This window comes from Micromonospora sp. LZ37 (assembly GCF_059359015.1).
The window spans coordinates 631,203-649,053 of the sequence record NZ_JCADBL010000002.1; the positions used below are offsets into that span (position 1 = coordinate 631,203).

At 72.3% G+C, this 17,851-nt stretch carries 19 protein-coding genes; 6 read left to right on the forward strand and 13 right to left on the reverse strand.

Annotated features, from left to right (window positions below):
• The first annotated feature begins 164 nt into the window (after window positions 1-164).
• On the forward strand, window positions 165-743 hold the full coding sequence (locus tag AC5L3Z_RS07100; protein ID WP_494840452.1) for a DUF6518 family protein: 579 nt from the start codon (window positions 165-167) through the stop codon (window positions 741-743).
• Between the two features lie 197 nt (window positions 744-940).
• On the opposite strand, the gene AC5L3Z_RS07105 is transcribed toward AC5L3Z_RS07100, so the two are convergent.
• The 4 genes from AC5L3Z_RS07105 to AC5L3Z_RS07120 all read right to left on the reverse strand — a co-directional run bounded on the left by AC5L3Z_RS07105 (window position 941) and on the right by AC5L3Z_RS07120 (window position 4,888).
• Complete coding sequence (locus tag AC5L3Z_RS07105) at window positions 941-2,194, reverse strand: MFS transporter (RefSeq protein WP_494840454.1); 1,254 nt, start codon at window positions 2,192-2,194, stop codon at window positions 941-943.
• Window positions 2,191-2,946 (reverse strand): DegT/DnrJ/EryC1/StrS family aminotransferase, encoded by a 756-nt coding sequence (locus AC5L3Z_RS07110; protein WP_494840455.1) that lies wholly within the window; start codon window positions 2,944-2,946, stop codon window positions 2,191-2,193. The genes AC5L3Z_RS07105 and AC5L3Z_RS07110 overlap by 4 nt, the downstream gene beginning before the upstream one ends.
• A 123-nt stretch (window positions 2,947-3,069) precedes the next feature.
• Window positions 3,070-4,290: an MFS transporter gene (locus AC5L3Z_RS07115; RefSeq protein WP_494840456.1), complete on the reverse strand. Its 1,221-nt coding sequence runs from the start codon at window positions 4,288-4,290 to the stop codon at window positions 3,070-3,072.
• Between the two features lie 13 nt (window positions 4,291-4,303).
• Entirely contained in the window at window positions 4,304-4,888 is a 585-nt protein-coding gene (locus AC5L3Z_RS07120) for an NADPH-dependent FMN reductase (RefSeq protein WP_494840457.1), read from the reverse strand.
• Between the two features lie 816 nt (window positions 4,889-5,704).
• Between AC5L3Z_RS07120 and soxR the strand changes: the two genes are divergently transcribed.
• On the forward strand, window positions 5,705-6,190 hold the full coding sequence (gene soxR / locus AC5L3Z_RS07125; protein WP_494840458.1) for a redox-sensitive transcriptional activator SoxR: 486 nt from the start codon (window positions 5,705-5,707) through the stop codon (window positions 6,188-6,190).
• A gap of 65 nt (window positions 6,191-6,255) precedes the next feature.
• Here soxR and AC5L3Z_RS07130 read toward each other — a convergent pair whose 3' ends face one another.
• Window positions 6,256-6,447: a hypothetical protein gene (locus AC5L3Z_RS07130; protein ID WP_494840459.1), complete on the reverse strand. Its 192-nt coding sequence runs from the start codon at window positions 6,445-6,447 to the stop codon at window positions 6,256-6,258.
• A gap of 274 nt (window positions 6,448-6,721) precedes the next feature.
• Between AC5L3Z_RS07130 and AC5L3Z_RS07135 the strand changes: the two genes are divergently transcribed.
• Complete coding sequence (locus AC5L3Z_RS07135; RefSeq protein ID WP_494840460.1) at window positions 6,722-6,988, forward strand: hypothetical protein; 267 nt, start codon at window positions 6,722-6,724, stop codon at window positions 6,986-6,988.
• 35 nt (window positions 6,989-7,023) lie between these two features.
• Here the strand turns inward: AC5L3Z_RS07135 and AC5L3Z_RS07140 are convergent, their stop codons facing one another.
• From AC5L3Z_RS07140 to map, 3 genes are all read right to left on the reverse strand, one after another.
• A complete protein-coding gene (locus AC5L3Z_RS07140) occupies window positions 7,024-7,149 on the reverse strand; it encodes a hypothetical protein (RefSeq protein WP_494840461.1) in 126 nt (41 codons plus the stop codon).
• Window positions 7,150-7,674: 525 nt separating this feature from the next.
• The gene (locus AC5L3Z_RS07145) at window positions 7,675-8,502 is read right to left on the reverse strand and encodes a hypothetical protein (RefSeq protein WP_494840462.1); all 828 of its coding nucleotides are present in this window, start codon (window positions 8,500-8,502) and stop codon (window positions 7,675-7,677) included.
• A gap of 479 nt (window positions 8,503-8,981) precedes the next feature.
• The gene (gene map / locus AC5L3Z_RS07150) at window positions 8,982-9,800 is read right to left on the reverse strand and encodes a type I methionyl aminopeptidase (RefSeq protein ID WP_494840463.1); all 819 of its coding nucleotides are present in this window, start codon (window positions 9,798-9,800) and stop codon (window positions 8,982-8,984) included.
• Window positions 9,801-9,876: 76 nt separating this feature from the next.
• On the opposite strand from map, the gene AC5L3Z_RS07155 reads away from it, so the two are divergent.
• The 3 genes from AC5L3Z_RS07155 (at window position 9,877) to AC5L3Z_RS07165 (ending at window position 12,015) form a co-directional block, all read left to right on the forward strand.
• Window positions 9,877-10,143 (forward strand): helix-turn-helix domain-containing protein, encoded by a 267-nt coding sequence (locus tag AC5L3Z_RS07155; RefSeq protein ID WP_494840465.1) that lies wholly within the window; start codon window positions 9,877-9,879, stop codon window positions 10,141-10,143.
• A 310-nt stretch (window positions 10,144-10,453) separates the two neighbouring features.
• A complete protein-coding gene (locus tag AC5L3Z_RS07160; RefSeq protein ID WP_334523965.1) occupies window positions 10,454-10,861 on the forward strand; it encodes a YciI family protein in 408 nt (135 codons plus the stop codon).
• 8 nt (window positions 10,862-10,869) lie between these two features.
• Window positions 10,870-12,015, forward strand: coding sequence for an RNA polymerase sigma factor (locus AC5L3Z_RS07165; RefSeq protein WP_494840643.1), 1,146 nt, complete (start codon window positions 10,870-10,872; stop codon window positions 12,013-12,015).
• 164 nt (window positions 12,016-12,179) lie between these two features.
• Here the strand turns inward: AC5L3Z_RS07165 and AC5L3Z_RS07170 are convergent, their stop codons facing one another.
• From AC5L3Z_RS07170 to AC5L3Z_RS07190, 5 genes are read right to left on the reverse strand one after another with little or no spacing between them, the layout of a single operon-like run.
• A complete protein-coding gene (locus AC5L3Z_RS07170; protein WP_494840466.1) occupies window positions 12,180-13,019 on the reverse strand; it encodes a sugar phosphate isomerase/epimerase family protein in 840 nt (279 codons plus the stop codon).
• Entirely contained in the window at window positions 13,016-14,419 is a 1,404-nt protein-coding gene (locus AC5L3Z_RS07175) for an aldehyde dehydrogenase family protein (protein WP_494840467.1), read from the reverse strand. Before AC5L3Z_RS07175 ends, AC5L3Z_RS07170 begins: the two co-directional genes overlap by 4 nt.
• Window positions 14,412-15,563: a hypothetical protein gene (locus tag AC5L3Z_RS07180; RefSeq protein WP_494840469.1), complete on the reverse strand. Its 1,152-nt coding sequence runs from the start codon at window positions 15,561-15,563 to the stop codon at window positions 14,412-14,414. Before AC5L3Z_RS07180 ends, AC5L3Z_RS07175 begins: the two co-directional genes overlap by 8 nt.
• The gene (locus tag AC5L3Z_RS07185) at window positions 15,557-16,825 is read right to left on the reverse strand and encodes an enolase C-terminal domain-like protein (RefSeq protein WP_494840470.1); all 1,269 of its coding nucleotides are present in this window, start codon (window positions 16,823-16,825) and stop codon (window positions 15,557-15,559) included. The genes AC5L3Z_RS07180 and AC5L3Z_RS07185 overlap by 7 nt, the downstream gene beginning before the upstream one ends.
• Before the next feature lie 34 nt (window positions 16,826-16,859).
• Window positions 16,860-17,831 (reverse strand): 5-dehydro-4-deoxyglucarate dehydratase, encoded by a 972-nt coding sequence (locus AC5L3Z_RS07190; protein WP_494840471.1) that lies wholly within the window; start codon window positions 17,829-17,831, stop codon window positions 16,860-16,862.
• Window positions 17,832-17,851: the final 20 nt, after the last annotated feature.

A 17,851-nucleotide genomic window follows, 5' to 3' on the forward strand; every position in this document is an offset into this window, starting at 1 on the left:
CCGCCGAACAACCTCATGGGCGACCACTTCGACACCGAGGACCGCATCCGGCACAGCGGTCCGCCGCGCCTGCCGCCGACCCCGACACAGCGCCACCCCATGCATACGCAGTATGCTCACGCCTCATGCAATCCCGCCCTGAGCGAGTCGCTCGAACCGCACCGTTGGCCGGCGTTCTGCTGGGGTTCCTCGACTTCGTGTGGATCAAATATGTGCCGTATCCGCTCGGCGACCTGGGCAACTCCAGTGCGATCTGGGCACTCGCCGCCTTTGTTTTCGCGTTCCGGGTCCGGTCGGGCTGGTTGTGGTCGACCGTCGGCGCCGTCGGCGCGCTGGTCATCGCGGTACCCAGCTACTACCTCGCCGCGGCGCTCATCCAGGGCGACGATCTGTCGGTGCTGTGGGCCCCGACGTCAATCGTGTGGATGTGCTTCGGCATCCTGGCCGGAGTGGTCTTCGGCACCGCCGGCACCTGGGCACGTGAGCGCGGATGGCGGCAGGTCGTCGGAGTGGCGCTACCGGGGGCGGTGCTGTTCGCCGAGGCGGTTCTCTTGGTTCGCCTGACCGGGCACCCGGACTACGGCGCCGAGCCGCCGGTGCTGGCCGCGATCAGGACCGTGCTCGGCGTCCTGGTCGTCGTGCTGGCCAGCCGAACGAACCGCCAGCGGCTCCTGGCCATGGCCACGGCCGTCCCCTTGGCCCTGGCCGGTTTCGGAGCGTTCCTGGCCGCCGGCTTTCGCTGACCCCGACCCGCACGGCAGCCGGGCACGACGCCGACGCTCGTCTCCGTGCTGGACGCGGTCGGCGCGATCACGGCTCCCGGCGTCGACCTCGCGGCCCTGCCCGACCCGGCGCTGATGTGCCCGGCCGAGCAGGGCCCGCTCACCCCGATCCAGCCGGCCGGTCAGGATGCGAGGGCGTGCGGCTCGCCCCGCCGGTCTCACCGCGTCGGCTCCATCTCGGTGAGGGGGTCCCGCGCCGGGCCGGCGCCGGAGTCCGTGCGCCCGCGTGCCCGGACCACCACCATCGCCGCCACCAGGCTCAGCACGGCCGCACACACACCGAGTCCGCCCAGTCCCGCGTACGTCAGCAGCGGTGCGGCCGACAGGGTCCCGGCGGCGGCGCCGAGGCCCATCACCACCTCGCCCGCCGCCTCCCCCCGGTGCCGATCCGCGGCCCGGAGCCCGGCGATCAGCAGTATCGTCCCGCTGACCAGCTGGACGTTCCACGCGACACCCAGGGCGATCAGCGCGACCGCCACGCCCGCCGCCGTACCCGACGGCTCGGCCAACAGGCCCGCGGCGACCGCCGTCACGGCGGCCAGCACGGCTCCGCCGGCCGCGACGGCCGGTACCGGGTACCGGGCACACAGCCAGCCCGACACCGGGGAGAAGCCGAACATCGCCGCGACGTGGACGCTCACCACCAGCCCCACCGCTGGCAGGTGCCAGCCGTGGTGGTGCAGCGCGGGCGGCATCACCGCCATCATCGTCACCATCGTCGCGTTGGCCACCCCGAGCAGCACGGGGACGGCGAGCGGCAGATGGCGAGGGGCACGCCCCGCCCGGTCCGATGCGGCGGCGTCGGCCGCCAGGTGGTCGGGCCGGCCCGCCGGCAGCCGGAGCACCAGGAGCGCCGCCGCGGCGAAGGCCGGTACCGCGAGGGCGTACAACCCGGCGGAAACGGGCAGGCCGGCGCCGTCGGCCAGCCTGCCGGCCGGTGCCAGGAGGTTGGGGCCGAGGACCGCCCCGACCGACGCCGCGGTCAGCGCCCCCGCCACCGCGGCGGTGGCGCGACGCGGCGTGGCCCCCGCGCCCGACGGCACCAGGTCGGCGGCCACGTAGCGGCCGAACATCACCGCGGTGTTGCCGGCGCCCAGCAGGGCATGGCCGACCAGCACCGGCGTGAACAGCCGCAGGTGGGCGCCGACGAGCACGACCAGCGCGCCGAGCACGGCGACGACCAGGCCGAGCAGCAGGCCGGAACGGCGGTCGCGACGGCGCATGGCGGCACTGACCGGCGGGACCGCGGCGGTGGCCCCGAGCACGAGCGCGCCCAACGGCAGCACGACCGCGCCGTGGTCGCCGGTGAGGTCCACGGCCAGCAGTCCGCCAGCCGTGCCGCCGGCCGCCATGCCCACGGCCGCGACCGCCTGGGCGGCGTACAGCAGGGACAGCGGAGCGGGACGGGTCATCGGTTGCCCGCCACCGGCCGCTCACCGGCCGTGGCGACCGCTGCCGAGGACGGGCAGGCGGCGTCGCGGAACACGTCGTCCATCCGGCGGTGCTCGGGGCTGAGCCGATCCCGGTACGGTCCGGTCACCTGGACGAGGCGGGCCACCACCGTCGGCGGGGCGGCCCGGACGGTCCCCACCAGCAGATCCCAGGCCGCCTCGGCGAAGAGGCCGCGCACCGCTGCCTCGTCCCCGGCCGCGCACCGCTCCTTCAGGACGGGCAGCCGCTCGGCCAGCCCGTCCGCGGGCACGGGTCGCACCGGCACCACGTCGACGTCCGGGCTGGCGGTGGGACGCACATCGGGTGCTTCCATGGCGTTGACGAGAGGACTCACGTCACCGGCCAGCTGCGGATCGTACAAGCCGGGGTAGGGCGCCTGCTCGTAGCCGGGGTCGTACCCGGCCAGGTAGAGCGGTGCGGTCCCGCCGGTCTCGACGATGACGCCCAGCGCGAGGTCGAGCAGGCCGACGGGCCACCCCAGGTCGCGGATCGCGCCGAGTCGCAGCACCGGGCGGGCCGCGTCCACCAGCGCGGTGAGCATCAGCTGAGCCGACTCGACCGCCGACTGGGTGTAGAAGACGCCCAGGTGGACCCCGAACTCCTCCTCGAACGCCTTGGTGCGGGGGCCGTGGCCCAGCCAGTTGCTCTCGAAGACCTCCGCGACCGCCTGGAGCTCGTCGGCTCCGAGGCTCGACTGGAACACATTGATCATCGATTCTCTCCTCACGGACGCGGCGGGCGGTCCCGGTGGACGGGATCCTCCCGACCGGACGGAAACGGCCGCGCGGATGGCGGGGTGCCATCCGCGCGGCCGGGCGGGTGGGCCGAAGGGGGTTCAGTCGTCGGTGCCGCGGTCCGCCCCGGCGTGGGCCACGGCGGCCCGACTGCCCGGAAGGGCCAGCGCGAGCGCCAGGAGCACCGACAGGGCGGCACAGGCCAGGAAACCCACGGTGATCGACGTCGCGTCGACCACCGGCCCGAGCACGAGCGGGGAGAGGAACTGTCCGGTGAAGGTGACCGTGCCGAGCAGCGCCATCCCCCGGCCACGGAGATCGAGCGGAAGCGTCTCGCCGACCAGCACCGTGGTCGCCGGGATGACCAGCCCCAGACCGGCGCCGAACAGCGCCAGGGCCACCACCACGAGCGGAGGCTGGCCGGTGGTGCCGAGCAGCACGAAACACCCGGCCCACAGGACCGCCGCGCCCAGCAGCATCGCCGGGTAGTCGACCTTCGCCCGGAGCCGGCCGTAGGCGAGGCCGACGAGGCTCATCGCCACCGAGACGTTCACCCCGATGACCGCGATGAGCAGCGGCCGCTGCACACCGATCTCGGCGAGCCGCAGCGGTATGAACACCGCTATGCCGTAGAGCAGGATGGCGGAGACCAGCACCAGCCCGTACAGCCCCAGCACCACGGGGTGCCGGCGCAGGGCCGGCAGGATCCGCTCGTCACCGTCCCCGCGGGCCCTCTCGCCGCCGGTGTCCGGCAGGATCAGGAGCGCGGCGATCCCCAGTGGCACGCCGAGCAGGTAGATGGCGAACGGTTTGTGCCAGGACAGGCTCCCGACCGCGCCGGCCAGCAGCGGCCAGACCACCCCGCCGATGCTGATCGCGGTGGAACGCCATCCCATGACCCGGTCCCGCTCGGCGTCCCGGTACAGGGCCAGCAGCGCCACCGTCGTGCCGGCGAAGACCGCCGCCGCCGCGACGCCGAACACGATCCGACTCACGATCAGCAAGGGGTAGGAGTCGATGAACAGCCCCGCACCCCCGGCCAGGCCGTAGAGCACCAGCCCCCAGACCAGCGGGAGCCGTACGCCGAGCCGGTCGATCACCGTCCCGATCAACGGACTGGCGAGGGCGATGGCCAGCCCGTGCGCGGTGATGATCAGCCCGACCTGGGTGCCGGTGACACCCAGGTCGAGCCGGATCGCGTCCAGTACGGGTGTGAGGATCGCCCCCGCCATGACGGTGAGGGTGGAGGCCAGCAGCAGCACGCCCAGGACAGCTCGGGGACGGCTGCCGATCTGCTCGTCCGTGGAGACGTTGGCGGTCATGTGGGATCCCGGGTCAGGCGCCGTAGGGGCGTTCGTTCCTCGCCGTGCGCAGTGCGATGGCCCACCATGCCAGCTGGTCCAGCATCGTCTTGGCGGCGGTGTTGCACCCGTCGGGCTCCCGCGGCTGGCCGTTCTCGTCGAACTGCTCCCAGGCACCGTGGAAGCTCACCGTGTCGCGGATGCTCATGGCGTGCACCTCGCTCAGCACCGGCCGCAGGTGCTCCACCGAGCGCAGACCCCCGGAGACGCCGCCGTAGGAGACGAAGGCGAAAGGCTTCGCCTGCCACTCCTTCAGGTACCAGTCGATGGCGTTCTTGAGCGAGGCGGGATAGCTGTGGTTGTACTCGGGCGTCACCAGGACGAAACCGTCGGCCGCCGCGAGGCGCGGCGCGAGCGCCCGGACGGCCTCCGGCTCCTGCTCGTCGGAGAAGTCCGGCAGGATCGCCGGCAGGTCGGCCTCGGCCAGATCGACGACGTCGACGTCCATGTCGTCGCGCTGCCGGGCCTGCCCGACGAACCAGTCGGCCACCACGGGTCCGAACCGGCCCTTACGGGTGCTACCGAGGAGTACTGCGATCTTCAGCGGGTCCGCTGACATAGTGCGTCCTTTCGTCCATTTCGGGGATCGTGGTACTCGCACCGCCGCCCTGTGGCGCCGTGCGCGGCCCGGAATGCCATCGGCACGGTGGCGATCCGATGTCGCTGACTCCACCTTCCGACTTCAACATATGTTCAAGTCAAGCGACGGACGTGACCCCGCGGGATCACCACCGCGGCGCCGTGGACGCCGGTCAGGAACGGGCCGTGACGAACTCGCGAATCGAGGACACCATGTGGCTCACCATCTCCTCGTGATGCTGGGGTAGGCACCACGACCAGCCATCGGTACGAGCACCCGGCGTCCTGGCGGAGGGGGGTCGCCACCCGCGACCCGATCCCCTGAAATGACCGGCATCGATGATATTGCCAGCCGGCGGCGGATCGGCTCCGGGGATCGGGCGGCTCCGCACTCACCCACGGCCCCGGCGTGGCCCGAAGGATCACCGGTCCGCGCCGCGCAGCCCGCGCTCATTGCGCCCCCGCCGGCTCCGGCAACGAGATGGGAAAGGCGGGCGAGGGCTACCGCGACCCGCGGCGGCCGACCATTGATGCACGGTCACGATGGTCCATCTGGCCGCGGTGCCGTCCACTCGGAGCTCGCCCCGGATGACCTCGAGCACCGGCGTGATGATGGCACCGGCCATGAGCGTCAATGGCGAGACGCTCAGCATCAGGATCATAGCGAGCCGGGGGGTGCCCCCTGCCCACTTCCTCCGATGGAATGGGTGCCATGTCGAGACCTTCCCTAGCAGTGCGGTGATCAACGACAGGCACCTACTTAAACAATGGTTCACGTCAAGCTAGACTGCTCGGCATGGAGGAGCCCCCAGGCGTATTGCGGGACATCGCGGTGGGCGAGCTGTCCGCCCGTAGCGGCGTTTCGGCTTCCGCCCTGCGCTTCTATGAACGGCAGGGCCTGATCAGCAGTACGAGAACGTCGGGCAACCAACGGCGATACACCCGGGATTCCCTACGTCGAGTGGCTTTCATTCGCGTTTCGCAGCGAGTGGGAATACCGCTGGCGATGATTCGCGACGCGCTTGCCACCCTTCCCTACGGGCGGACACCGACACGCGGCGATTGGGAGCATCTGTCGACGTACTGGCGTAACGAACTGGACGCCCGCATCCAGGAAATGACCACTTTGCGTGACAGCCTCACGGACTGCATCGGCTGCGGTTGCCTCTCCCTGGACCGATGCAAACTCGCCAATCCGGACGACGTCCTCGGCACGCAGGGCCCCGGTCCCCGTCGTCTGATGGACCCGGACCTGCTCGCCTCGGACCTCTACGACGGGTGATCCGCGGGCCGTTGGATCAGGCCCGCGGATCACCATTGGGGGCGCCCGATGCCACGTAGCCGAGGTCAGGCCACCGCCACCCGGTTCCGTCGTGCCACGACCAACTTCTCGATCTCCGCGACGACGTGCGCCGGCGGCGGCAGCGCCGCCATCTGTGCGGCGAGCAGTTGAGCCTGCCCCGGTACGAGGGATGACAACACCTCGCGGCATGCCCGTGCGACCGCGTCGCCGTCCTGCAGGCCGGGTGCCAACACCATCGCCGCCCCGTAGTCCGCAGCTCACCGCACCGTGACGAGCAGGATGTCCCACTCGGGCGCGAGGACCTGTGGCACGCCGTCCCGCATCGCCGTCATGGTGCTGACGCCACCCCCGGGGTGGACCAAAGATCACAGGTGCCGATCACGACGTCGAGCGGCAGCCACCCGGCGAGCAGCCCGGGAATCTCGGCACGCGGCGTGACGAGGGCCGGGACCGGTGGACCCCGGAGCCGGACGCCGTGCTGCGCGCCCAGATCGACGCTCCCCGCGCCGCGTGAGCGACCGCCCGATCCGGGCCATCCTCGACACCTCCGCGATCATCGCCTTCACCCCAAGCCAGCATCGACGCCCGCCCTGCAGCCGCGGTGCTCACGTCGACCCGGTCAGCTGGCGGGCCCTCGCGGTCGTCTACGACACCGTCGGTCGGCTCGACGCGGCCAGCGCGCTGCCCGCCGCCGTCGACCACGGCTGTAACGTCCTCACCTGGCACCCCGGTTTGTACGCCGGCCTCGCCGGCGGCGGCCCGATCATCCCCTTATGACCTGTGCTGCTGTTGCGGCTGGCCGGGCCACGCTCTCACTGATAGCGCCTGCCGGGCCTTCTCGCCTTGGTCGGCTGGGTGATCAGCTCATTCCTGGCACGACGGCGCACCATGATCGAACGCACCCTCTTCTTCAACCCCGTCACGATCGTGCCCTTCATCGCGGGCTCCCTTCCCGTGCACGTCGGATCAACCGTGGCGATGGTCGCGTACCCGACGGGGCAGGTGTCATTCCCAGCCTGAACCGGGCCTCTGGTGGCACAGCCACACCGAAGCCGCGGCCCCCGAGGTGCCGGGGCTTCGCTAGGTGGGAGTCAGAGCGCGATGATCACCGCGTCTGCGACACACGGCCGCACCGGCATCGAGGTCGACAGGGACCACCGCCGGCCGCCCATCCCGCGTCCTTGCCACCACGACCGCCACCACCGATGGCATCTCTGTCGGGATCGGCGGAACGGCCATCATCCGAACCAGGTTCCGGAGCCCGGTGCGATGACGAACACCGGACGTCAGCAGCCCGCAAGCGCGGAGGAAGGCCCCGCTCCGGCCAATCCGGCCGTCGGAGGGCGGAGCTGCGAGTGGCGTCGCCAATCGTCGCCAAGGTCGGGGAGTCCCGGCAGCGGACACTGACGGGACTGCCCGGCTGGGGGCTGCTGGGCGCCAGCATGAGAGCGAGTGGGGCCGCGTCAGTTCCGCCAGTTCTTGTCGAACACCAGCTGCCAAGCCTGGCTGTTTTCGGCGGTTGAATCGCTCCAGGGCGGAATCTCGCCCCCGGCGGCGGCAGTGAGGAAGCTTCCCGGTTGCAGTAGCCCGTCGCGCCACTTGGCCACCTGCCTCGTCAAGCCGTGATGGCACAACGGATGCCACGCCCAGAGCCAGTCGATCATCTCGTCCGCCTGGTGCATCAGCCGGTCCGGTGAGGTGCCGGCGAAGCGGGTCGTGAATGCTGCGAACGCCTCCCGGTCGTGGAGCTGGGCCGTGAAGGCGCCGGCCTGCGTACCAATGGTGAACGCCGTCCGCTCCGCCAGCCTGACGCGATTGACTGGCGTATCGGAGACCCCACCGCTCGCCAGCAGGTCGAGGTAGAAGTCCGGGTACAGCACCGGGATCGTCCTTGGCCGATGCCTGAGGACCAGGTCGTTGACCAATTTGGTCAACGCATCGGCGGCAGCGAGGCCGTTGAGGTGGATCCGCACACCCATGCGGTCCAGTTCGAACGTCGCGCCACCCTGCGTTCCCTCGGCGTAAGCGCCGGGAACGTCCGCGATAGCGGTCGTCCGCACGAGGTTGCGGCCACCTCGGCGCATCGTCAGCACGCGTCGGCCGGTCAGGACGACGGTCTCGTCGTGCGTACGCTCGTCCAACGCGATTCCCAGCACCGCCTCGCCGGGCAGCAGGGCAGCTCGGATCCCGTTCTGACCTTTCGTCACAGCCTGCCGAGCGCGGTTGTCGCTGGCAAATAGGACGTCGGAGAAGCGCTGTTCGAGCGGCTCGTCGGGACGGAACAATCCCATGTCTCTCCTCGACTGTCGTGAAGTGCCCTCGCCATCACGTGCGGTGATGTTACGGAGACGGACGGACGCGGAGGTCAGCCGAAAGACCTGATCCTTCTGTCAAATCATGGACGGCAGATTCGACGTGCGTCCTCGTCCGGAGACTCGGATGCCGGTCCACAGATCGCCCTCAACGGCAGCAGCCAGCACCCGACGAGGTTGAAGGCCTCTTCGCCTGCGCACCCTCGGCCGCCCACGAGGGACAAGCCGGAGCCAGAGCCGATCCTCCGGCCCCGACTTCTTGTATGACACTCCAGCAGGGGATCCGTTCTGACCTGCTGGAGTGGTGTGGTTCTGTCCGTGAACAGCACGCAGCCACGGCCGAGTCTCGAAGGTGGTGTGGACCCCGAGATGCGGCGGTGGCTGCCGGCTGGGGACTTGCTCAGGAAGCTGCGGCAGGCCCCGCCTTGGTTCACGCCCCAGGGGAGGCGGGCAGTCGGTCAGGAGGCTGTGGCGGGCTTCTTGCTGGGGTCGGCCGAGGTGGCGCCCGGAGTGGGGCGGCGGGTCAGGACCTGGGGGCCGGAAGCCGTGACGGCGACTGTGTGTTCGGAGTGGGCGGTGCGGGAGCCGTCCGCGGAGCGGACCGTCCAGCCGTCGTCGTCGAACTTGATTTTGTCGGTGGAGCGGCAGAACCAGGGCTCGATGGCGATGGTGAGGCCGGGTTGGAGTTTCATGCCGCGGCGGGCGCGGCCATTGTTGGCCACGTGCGGGGCCTCGTGCATGGTGCGGCCGATGCCGTGACCGCCGAACTCGGCGTTGACCCCGTAGCCGTAGGAGTGGGCGACCTCGCCTATCGCGGCGGAGATGTCGCCGAGGCGGCCGCCGGGCTGGGCGGCGGCGATGCCGGCCTCCAGGGCGACCTCGGTGGCCTCGATCAGCTTCAGGTCGGCCGGGTCGGGGGTGCCGACGATGACGGAGAGCGCGGCGTCGGCGACCCAGCCGTCGATGGAGGCCGCCATGTCGATGCTGAGCAGATCACCGTCCCGTAGGACATAGTCGTGCGGCAGGCCGTGCAGCACCGCGTCGTTGACCGACAGGCACAACACGTTGCGGAACGGACCGCGGCCGAACGAAGGGGCGTAGTCCCAGTAGCAGGATTCGGCGCCGCGTTCGGTGATCCGGCGGCGGGCGTGGTGTTCGAGGTCCATCAGGTTGACGCCGACTGCGGCGACACCGCTCAGCTCGGCGAGCAGCTCGCCGACGAACTGGCCGGTCACCGCCATCCGGCCGATCTCCTCGGCGGACTTGAGCTCGATCACGACAGCCTCCCTCTCCCTGTGCGGTATTTTTATACCACGCCAGGTCGGGGCGTCTCCGGTGGGATATCCTGCTGGCATGGTTCGCCAACCACTCACCGCCGAACAGGTCGCAGCGGGCCAGCGCCTCGGAGCCGCGCTCCGGGCCGCGCGGGCCGGCCGCAGCCTCGTCGAGGTGGCCCTGGCAGCCGGCATCTCCCCCGAGACGCTGCGTAAGATCGAGGCGGGTCGCCTTCCCGCACCGGCGTTCGGCACTGTGGTCTGCCTGAGCCAGGCCCTCGACGTCCCCCTCAGCGACCTGGCCGACGTCTGGCTGGCCGACATGCGCATCCGCCAGGCGTCCTAGAGACCCGCCGCTTCACTTCTTCAGCCGGAGACAGTGTTTCCCGCCGGAAACCCTGCCGCAGGCAACCAATGAGCCCGCAGGTCGTCGGTGACTGCTGATCCGCACCACCGGTGAGCCGGCGACCTACCGCGGCTGGCCACCCGAACCATGCACCACCCGGTCGCCGTCGCCGGGCGTCGTCGGAACATCGAAGACTCGTTCCAAGAGAGAACCAAGATATTCGGACGCCGATGTCGAGAACCTGCGGCTGGCTCCGTCCCTGGGAGGAACGCAACCGACACAGGTCGCACCAGCCACGAGGAGAAACACCATGGCCAAGTACCTGCTGCTCAAGCACTACCGCGGCGCCCCGGCTGCGGTCAACGACGTGCCCATGGACCGGTGGACGCCGGAGGAGATCTCGGCGCACGTGCAGTACATGCACGACTTCGCGGCCCGGCTCGAGGGGACCGGCGAGTTCGTCGACGGTCAGGCGCTCGCCCCCGAGGGGACGTTCGTCCGGTACGACGGCGAGGGTCGTCCGCCGGTCACCGACGGCCCGTTCGCCGAGACCAAGGACCTCATCGCCGGCTGGATGGTGATCGACGTCGACAGCTACGAGCGCGCGATCGAGCTGGCCGGGGAGCTGTCGGCCGCCCCTGGGGCGGGCGGGAAGCCGATCCACGAGTGGCTCGAGGTGCGCCCGTTCCTGACCGCGCCGCCCACCATCACGGAGTGATCTCTCAGATGAACGAGGCCCTGCTCCGGAGCCTCACGCCGAGCGTGCTCGGGATCCTCGTCCGCCGCGGAGCCGACTTCGCGGCGGCCGAGGACGCCGTGCAGGACGCGCTGGTCGAGGCGGTCCGCGTCTGGCCGGCCGACCCGCCCCGGGACCCGAAGGGCTGGCTGGTCACCGTGGCCTGGCGCCGGTTTCTCGACGCGACGCGGGCGGATGCCGCGCGCCGCCGGCGTGAGGACCTCCTCGACGAGGAGCCGGCGCCCGGGCCCGCGCCCGCGGTGGACGACACGCTCCAGCTCTACTTCCTGTGCGCCCACCCGTCGCTGACCCCGTCGTCGGCGGTCGCGCTCACGCTGCGCGCCGTCGGCGGGCTGACCACCCGCCAGATCGCCCACGCCTACCTGGTGCCCGAGGCGACCATGGCGCAGCGCATCAGCCGTGCCAAGCGCACCGTCTCCGGCGTACGGTTCGACCAGCCCGGCGACGTCGCCACCGTGCTGCGCGTCCTGTACCTGGTCTTCAACGAGGGCTATTCCGGCGACGTCGACCTCGCCGCCGAGGCCATCCGGCTCACCCGGCAACTCGCCGCCGCGATCGACCATCCCGAGGTCGCGGGGCTCCTCGCCCTCATGCTGCTCCACCACGCCCGGCGCGCCGCGCGGACCGCGCCCGACGGGCGCCTGGTGCCGCTCGCCGAGCAGGACCGCGGCCGGTGGGACACCGAGTCGATCGCCGAGGGCGTGCAGATCCTGCAGGCGGCCCTCGCCCGCGACCGGTTGGGCGAGTTCCAGGCCCAGGCCGCCATCGCGGCACTCCACGCGGACGCGCCCGCCGCCGCTGAGACCGACTGGGTGCAGATCGTCGAGTGGTACGACGAACTCACCCGCCTGACCGACAGCCCGGTCGTGCGGCTCAACCGCGCGGTGGCCGTCGGCGAGGCCGACGGAGCGCGCGCCGGCCTGGCGGCGCTCAAGGCGCTGGACGACTCACTGCCCCGCCACACCGCGGTGGCGGCGTACCTCCACGAACGCGACGGCGACCTGGCGACGGCGGCGCGGCTCTACGCCGAGGCGGCCCAGAAGGCACCCAACCTCGCCGAGCGCGACCACCTGACGCGCCAGGCCGCCCGGCTCAACGCCCGCCGTTGTCGCTGACGCTTCCCACGAAGGCCCGCCACCCGCACCTGACCAGGCGCTGCACGACGTGCTCGCGCTCGACGCCGTGCCGCTGGCCCGGACCCGTGGCAACGGGCAGGCAATGGCATGGTTCGCATGACCACCGAAGCGACCTGTTCGGCGCCGCCAGGGACGGGCGGCCTTCACCTTGTTCGTGGCGGGGTTCCTGATGGGCGTGGACGCGGCGCGGCGTGGTGTGGGTGTCGGGGGGCCGGCGGGTCGGTCCCGAGCAGTCGGTGCAGCGTGTCCGCCTCGGTAGGCAGCAGGCCGGGATCGTCGTCGATGACGAACTCCAGCGAGGCGAACCGTTGTCCTGGTGCGCTCCTCGCCGCGGTGAGGTACGCCGCCCAGTCGGCGTGATGGCTGTGCAGCGGCAGTCGCAGGCGCTGCGGGTTCCAGGCGAACACGTGCAGGTCGGCCAGGTACGGCAGGACGGCGTGCAGATCGCCCAGGTTCTCCGCGCGGTCCCGCTCGGGCTGGGGCTGCCAAAGTGTGCGGACCGGTAGGCCGGCCAGGCTGTCCAGCAGCCACGCCGTGGAGCCGCGGGTGTCGGTGAGCGTGTTGCGGTGGTACTCGAAGGCGATGGTAAGCCCCGCCGCGCCGGCCAGGTCGGCGATGCGCCGGGCGTCCTCGACGACACTGCCCCGGTAGCGGGCGTCCGCCTCGGTGCTCGGTCGGCGCCCGGCCCACACCCGGACCATGGGTGCGCCGAGCAGGCTGGCCGTGCGCACCACCGTCTCGGGCGCCAGGCCCTCGGCTGCCGAGGGGCCCAGCCGGTAGTACGACCCGTACCCGGAGACAACCAGCCCCGCACCAGTGGTGAGGTCGGCGACCCGCCGGGCCACGTAGTCGTCTCCGGGTGGCACGTGGACGTCTCCACCCCACTCGATCCCGGCGAGCCCGGCCGCGCGAGCCAGCGCCACCACCTCGGTGGGGACGAGTTGTCGGAAGGTCACCGAGACCAGACCGGGGCGGAGACTCATCCCGGGAACACCGCGGCGGCGAGGTCGGCCGGTACGCCCTGCAGTGCCACCGGGCGCAGGAACCGGCGCACGGCAGCGGTGCCGACGCTGGTCGACCAGGGCGCCGAGGTCGCCGGCCAAGGACCCCCGTGGTGCATCGCGTCGCACACCGCCACTCCGGTCGGCACCCCGTTGACCACGATCCGCCCGGCCCGTTCGGCGAGCGCCGGCAGCAGGGCGACGGCCAGGTCGTTGTCGGCCGGGTCGGCGTGGTCGACGATGAGCGTCGCGGTCAGACTGCCCGCCAGCCGCGCGACGATCCCGGGGTACGTCTCGACGGGCGCGGTGCAGACGACGACCGCCGGCCCGAAGTGCTCCTCCAGCAGTTCCCCACTGAGCTGGTCGGAGTCGACCTGGACGACGAACGGGCGCGGCACCTGCGCCTCGTCCGGGCCCGCGGCGGGGGGCGCCGGGGCGCTGGTGAGCTGCGCGCCGGGCAGGGCGCCAACCCGGTCCCGCCACCCGGCGTGGGCGGCGGCCATCTCCGCGGTGAGCATCGGGTGCGACGGCGCCGCGGCCACCGCCGCGGCGAGCGCAGCGGCCAGGGCCGTGCCGGCCGGGTCGGCCGGGAGCAGGACCAGGCCGGGTTTGGTGCAGAGTTGCCCGGCCGAAGCGGTGACCGCGGTCGCCAGGGCCGTTGCCCAGGTCTCGTCGCGGGCCGCGGCGGGCAGCACGAGCACCGGGTTGAGTGAGCCCATCTCGGCGTAGACGGGAACGGGGTCGGGGCGGCCGGCTGCCGCGTCCATCAACGCCCGGCCCCCACCCAGCGAGCCGGTGAAACCGACCGCCCGGATCGGCGGACTGGTGACCAGCGCCAGAGATACCTCGGGTCCGCCCTCGACCAGGGCGAAGGTGCCCGAGGGCGCGGCGTCGAGCGGTTTGGCCAGCAGCTCGGCGAGCAGCCGTGCGGTCTCCGGTTGGGCCGGGTGCGCCTTGACCACCACCGGGCAGCCGGCGGCGAGCGCGGACGCGGTGTCCCCGCCGGGCACCCCGAAGGCGAGCGGAAAGTTGGAGGCCGCGAAGACGGCGACCGGTCCCACCGGAACTGGCACAGTGACCACGTCGGCTCCACCCGGCGCGGCGCCCGGCGAGGCGGGTGCCTCCCGGTGCCGCCCGGCGGCCACGAAGTCGCCGAGCAGCCGGAGTTGGCCGGTGGTGCGCGCGAGCTCACCGGCGAGACGCGCCGGGGGCAGTCCGGTCTCCGCGGCGGCGACCGCGACGATCCTGTCCTCGGCGGCGGCGAGCGCGTCCGCGCACCGGTGCAGCAGGTCGCGGCGTTGGGCGCCGGTCCAGGTGGCGAGGACGCGGGCGGCGTCGGCGGCGCGGGCCGTGTACTCGTGGATGGTTTGGGGGTCAGACATCGTGCACCGCCTTGGCGATCTCGACGAAGAGCCGTTGGCGCCATGCCGGCGCGAGGCCCAGGTGGTAGAGGCTGAACCGGGTCGCCCCGGCACCGCGTAGCCGCCGGACGTGATCGGCGAGCGCGTCCGGGGCAGTCGGCGGGAGCACGGTGACGTACGCGTCGACCGGGCGACCGGTCCGGGCAGCCCGGGTCACGGTCTCGGCGGTGGCCGGCGCGGTGGGCCAGGCCGGTACGAGCAGCGCGTCGACGTCGGCCGCGGCGGCCGGGGTGAGCCCGGGTGACGGACCGGTGGCCCACGGGTCGGGGTTGGCGTGCAGGGTCACCGGCGCGTCCGGCAGCACCTCCCGCAGTGCGGCGAGCACCTGCGTCCGCAGTGCGTCGGTGGCCGCGTGACGAGCGTCCAGCAACAGGACCACCATCGGGTCGGTGAGCGGTGTGGGCGACGGGTCGGAGCCACGGGCGGCTTCGGCGTGTACGTCCGCCCGCAGCCGGTCGACCACCTCGCCCGGGTCGAGCCCACGCTCCCGCCAGGCCGACTGACACCCTCGGCAGCAGCAGATCGACAGCAGCCGGGCGGCATTCGCCGTCCACGCGTCGTCGGTCTTCTCGTGATGCCCGAGGTGGGCCAGACCGAGTTGGCCGCACGCCTCGAGGGACACCGCGTCGACCGGTACGTCGCGCACCGCCTCGGCGGTGAGCGTCGCCGCGTAGTCGCGCACCTGCGGGTTGGCCGGGCACAGCGCGTACGGGTAGCGCTCGCCGAAGCAGTTGGTGACGGCGAGGTCCGGATGGGCGCTGCCCAACCGGGTGCTGTGGGTGAGCACGATCCAGGCGGTGACCGGTACCCCGGCACGGCGCAGCGCGTCAGCCGCGACGCCGAACGGGTCCGCCTCGGTCATCCACTCGGCGACCCCGGGACGCAGGCGGTGAGCGGCCCAGACGCTGTCGCGCACCGGGCGGTACAGGGCAGCCCAGCGGGCGTCGACGAGCTGGTGCCGGGGGTGCAACGGTGTCGCCGCCCGGGTGGAGTGGTAGCTGGCGGCGAGGGTCACGCCGGTGAGGCCGAGTTCGCGTACCCGGTGGGGGAACGACGGGTCGCCGATGACGTCCCAGGGGTAGGCGTGTCCGCTGACGGTCACCACCGGGGCCTCCGCTTCTCGTAGCCGGGCTGGAACTGCCGCAGGTAGGCGGTGTCGTCCCGTTCGCGGATACCGCACCGCTGGTAGTCCTCGTGCATCCGGGCGAGGGCGTCGCGGTCCAGTGTCACCCCCAGGCCGGGGGTGTCCGGCACCGTCACGGTTCCGTCGACGATGGACAGCGGGGCTTCGACCACGTCCACGCCGCACTGCCAGGGGCTGTGCGTGTCGACCGCGTACGCCAGGTGCGGGGTGGCCGCGGCGAGGTGCGTCATCGCGGCCAGGCTGATGCCGAGGTGGCTGTTGGAGTGCATCGACAGACCGATGCCCCAGGTCTCGCAGATGCTGGCGAGGCGGGCGGACGCGGCGAGGCCACCCCAGTAGTGGTGGTCGGCGAGGACCACTCCCACCGCGCCCTCGGCCACCGCCTGCGGCAGGTCGGCGAAGCTCACCACGCACATGTTGGTGGCCAGCGGCATGGGTGCCCGGGCGGCGACCCGCGCCATCCCGGGAATACCCGGCGTGGGGTCCTCCAGGTACTCCAGCAGGCCGGCGGTCTGCTCGGCGACCCGCAGCGAGGTGTCGACGGTCCACGCGCAGTTGGGGTCCAGCCGCAGCGGATGCTCCGGGAACGCGCCCCGCAGGGCCTGGATCGCCGCGATCTCCTCCTCCGGCGGCAGCACCCCGCCCTTCAACTTGATCGACCGGAAGCCGTACCTGTCGATCATCTTCCGGGCCTGGGCCACGATGCCGTCCGGGTCGACGGCCTCGTCCCACTCGTCCGGCTCCGCTCCGGGATGGGCCGCCCACTTGTAGAACAGGTACGCGGCGAACGGCACCTCGTCGCGGGCCTTGCCGCCGAGGAGCGCGTACACCGGCCGGCCGATCGCCCGCGCCTGGAGGTCGAGGAAGGCGACCTCGAACGGGGACAGCACCCGGGCCAGGGTCTTGGCGGTGCTGGAGCCGCCGGTGAGGCCGTGCCGGTCGGGGGCGTCGGCGGCCCCCACCGCGGCGCCGACGTGCCGGGTCAGCGCGGCGATGTCGAACACGTCCAGGCCGGTCAGCCCGGCCGCGACCCGGTGCAGCAGGGCGAGGTGCGGCGCATCGCCGTAGGTCTCGCCGAGGCCGACCAGCCCGTCGGTGCCGCGGACCTCGACGATCGCGCGCAGCGCCCACGGTTGATGCACGCCGGCCGAGTTGAGCAGGGGCGGGTCCGGGAAGGCCACGGGGGTGACCGTGACGCCGGTGACGGTCAACGGGTCAGGCACGGCGACCTCCTCGGCTCGCCGGCGGAAAGTCCGCTCATGCCGCCACCGGCCCGGGCGCGGCGTGAGCGACCTGGGCGACACCGGTCGGGTCCAGCCGGGCGAGCGCGGCGCGACCGCGGTCGAGGATTCCCGCCAACTGCTCGACGTGGGCGGGGCTGGGGTCGACCAGCGGTGGGCGGACCGGGCCCACCGGCAGCCCGGTGAGGCGGGCGCCGGCCTTGACCAGCGCGACGGCGTAGCCCGGCACCTGGTCGCGCAGCGCCACCAGCGGTAGGTAGAACTCGGCCAGCAGGCTGGTCACCGTCTCGTCGTCGCCGGTGCGCACCGCCCGGTGGAAGGCGGTGGCGATGTCGGGCGCGAAGCAGAGCACCGCCGAGGAGTAGCTCTCCACCCCGATGGCCCGGTACGCCTGAACGGACAACTCCGCAGTGGGCAGCCCGTTGAGGAAAGCGAATTCGGCGGCGCGCGGATGGCCGCTGGTCCGTACCGCGGTGACCAGCCGGAGCATGGCGTCGACGTCACCACGGCCGTCCTTGATCCCGGTCACGGTGGGAATGTCGAGCAGCGCCACGGCGGCGGCCGGGTCGAGTACGGCGTTGGCCCGCTGGTAAACCATGATCGGCAACGGGGTGCCGCCGGCGACGTACCCGACGTGGCGCACCAGGCCGGCGGGCGTGGAGGTGACCAGGTACGGCGGCAGCAGCAGCAGCCCGTCCGCGCCGCAGTCGGCGGCGATCCGGGCGAATTCCCGGGCGCACTGCGGTCCGCCGCCGGTGCCGGCGAAGATCGGCAGGCGGCCCCCGGCCACCCGCACCGCCGTGCTGACCACCTCGCGGTACTCGTCGCGGTCCAGGGCGGTGAACTCTCCGGTGCCGCAGGCCACGAAGAGCGCCGACGGGCCGGCGGCGACCTGCTGTGCGACGTGCTCGGCGAACACGGCGAGGTCGACGGTGTCGTCGGAGGTGAACGGGGTCAGCGGGAAGGAGAGCAGGCCGTGCAGGCGCATGGGATTCCTTGTCTGTGCGG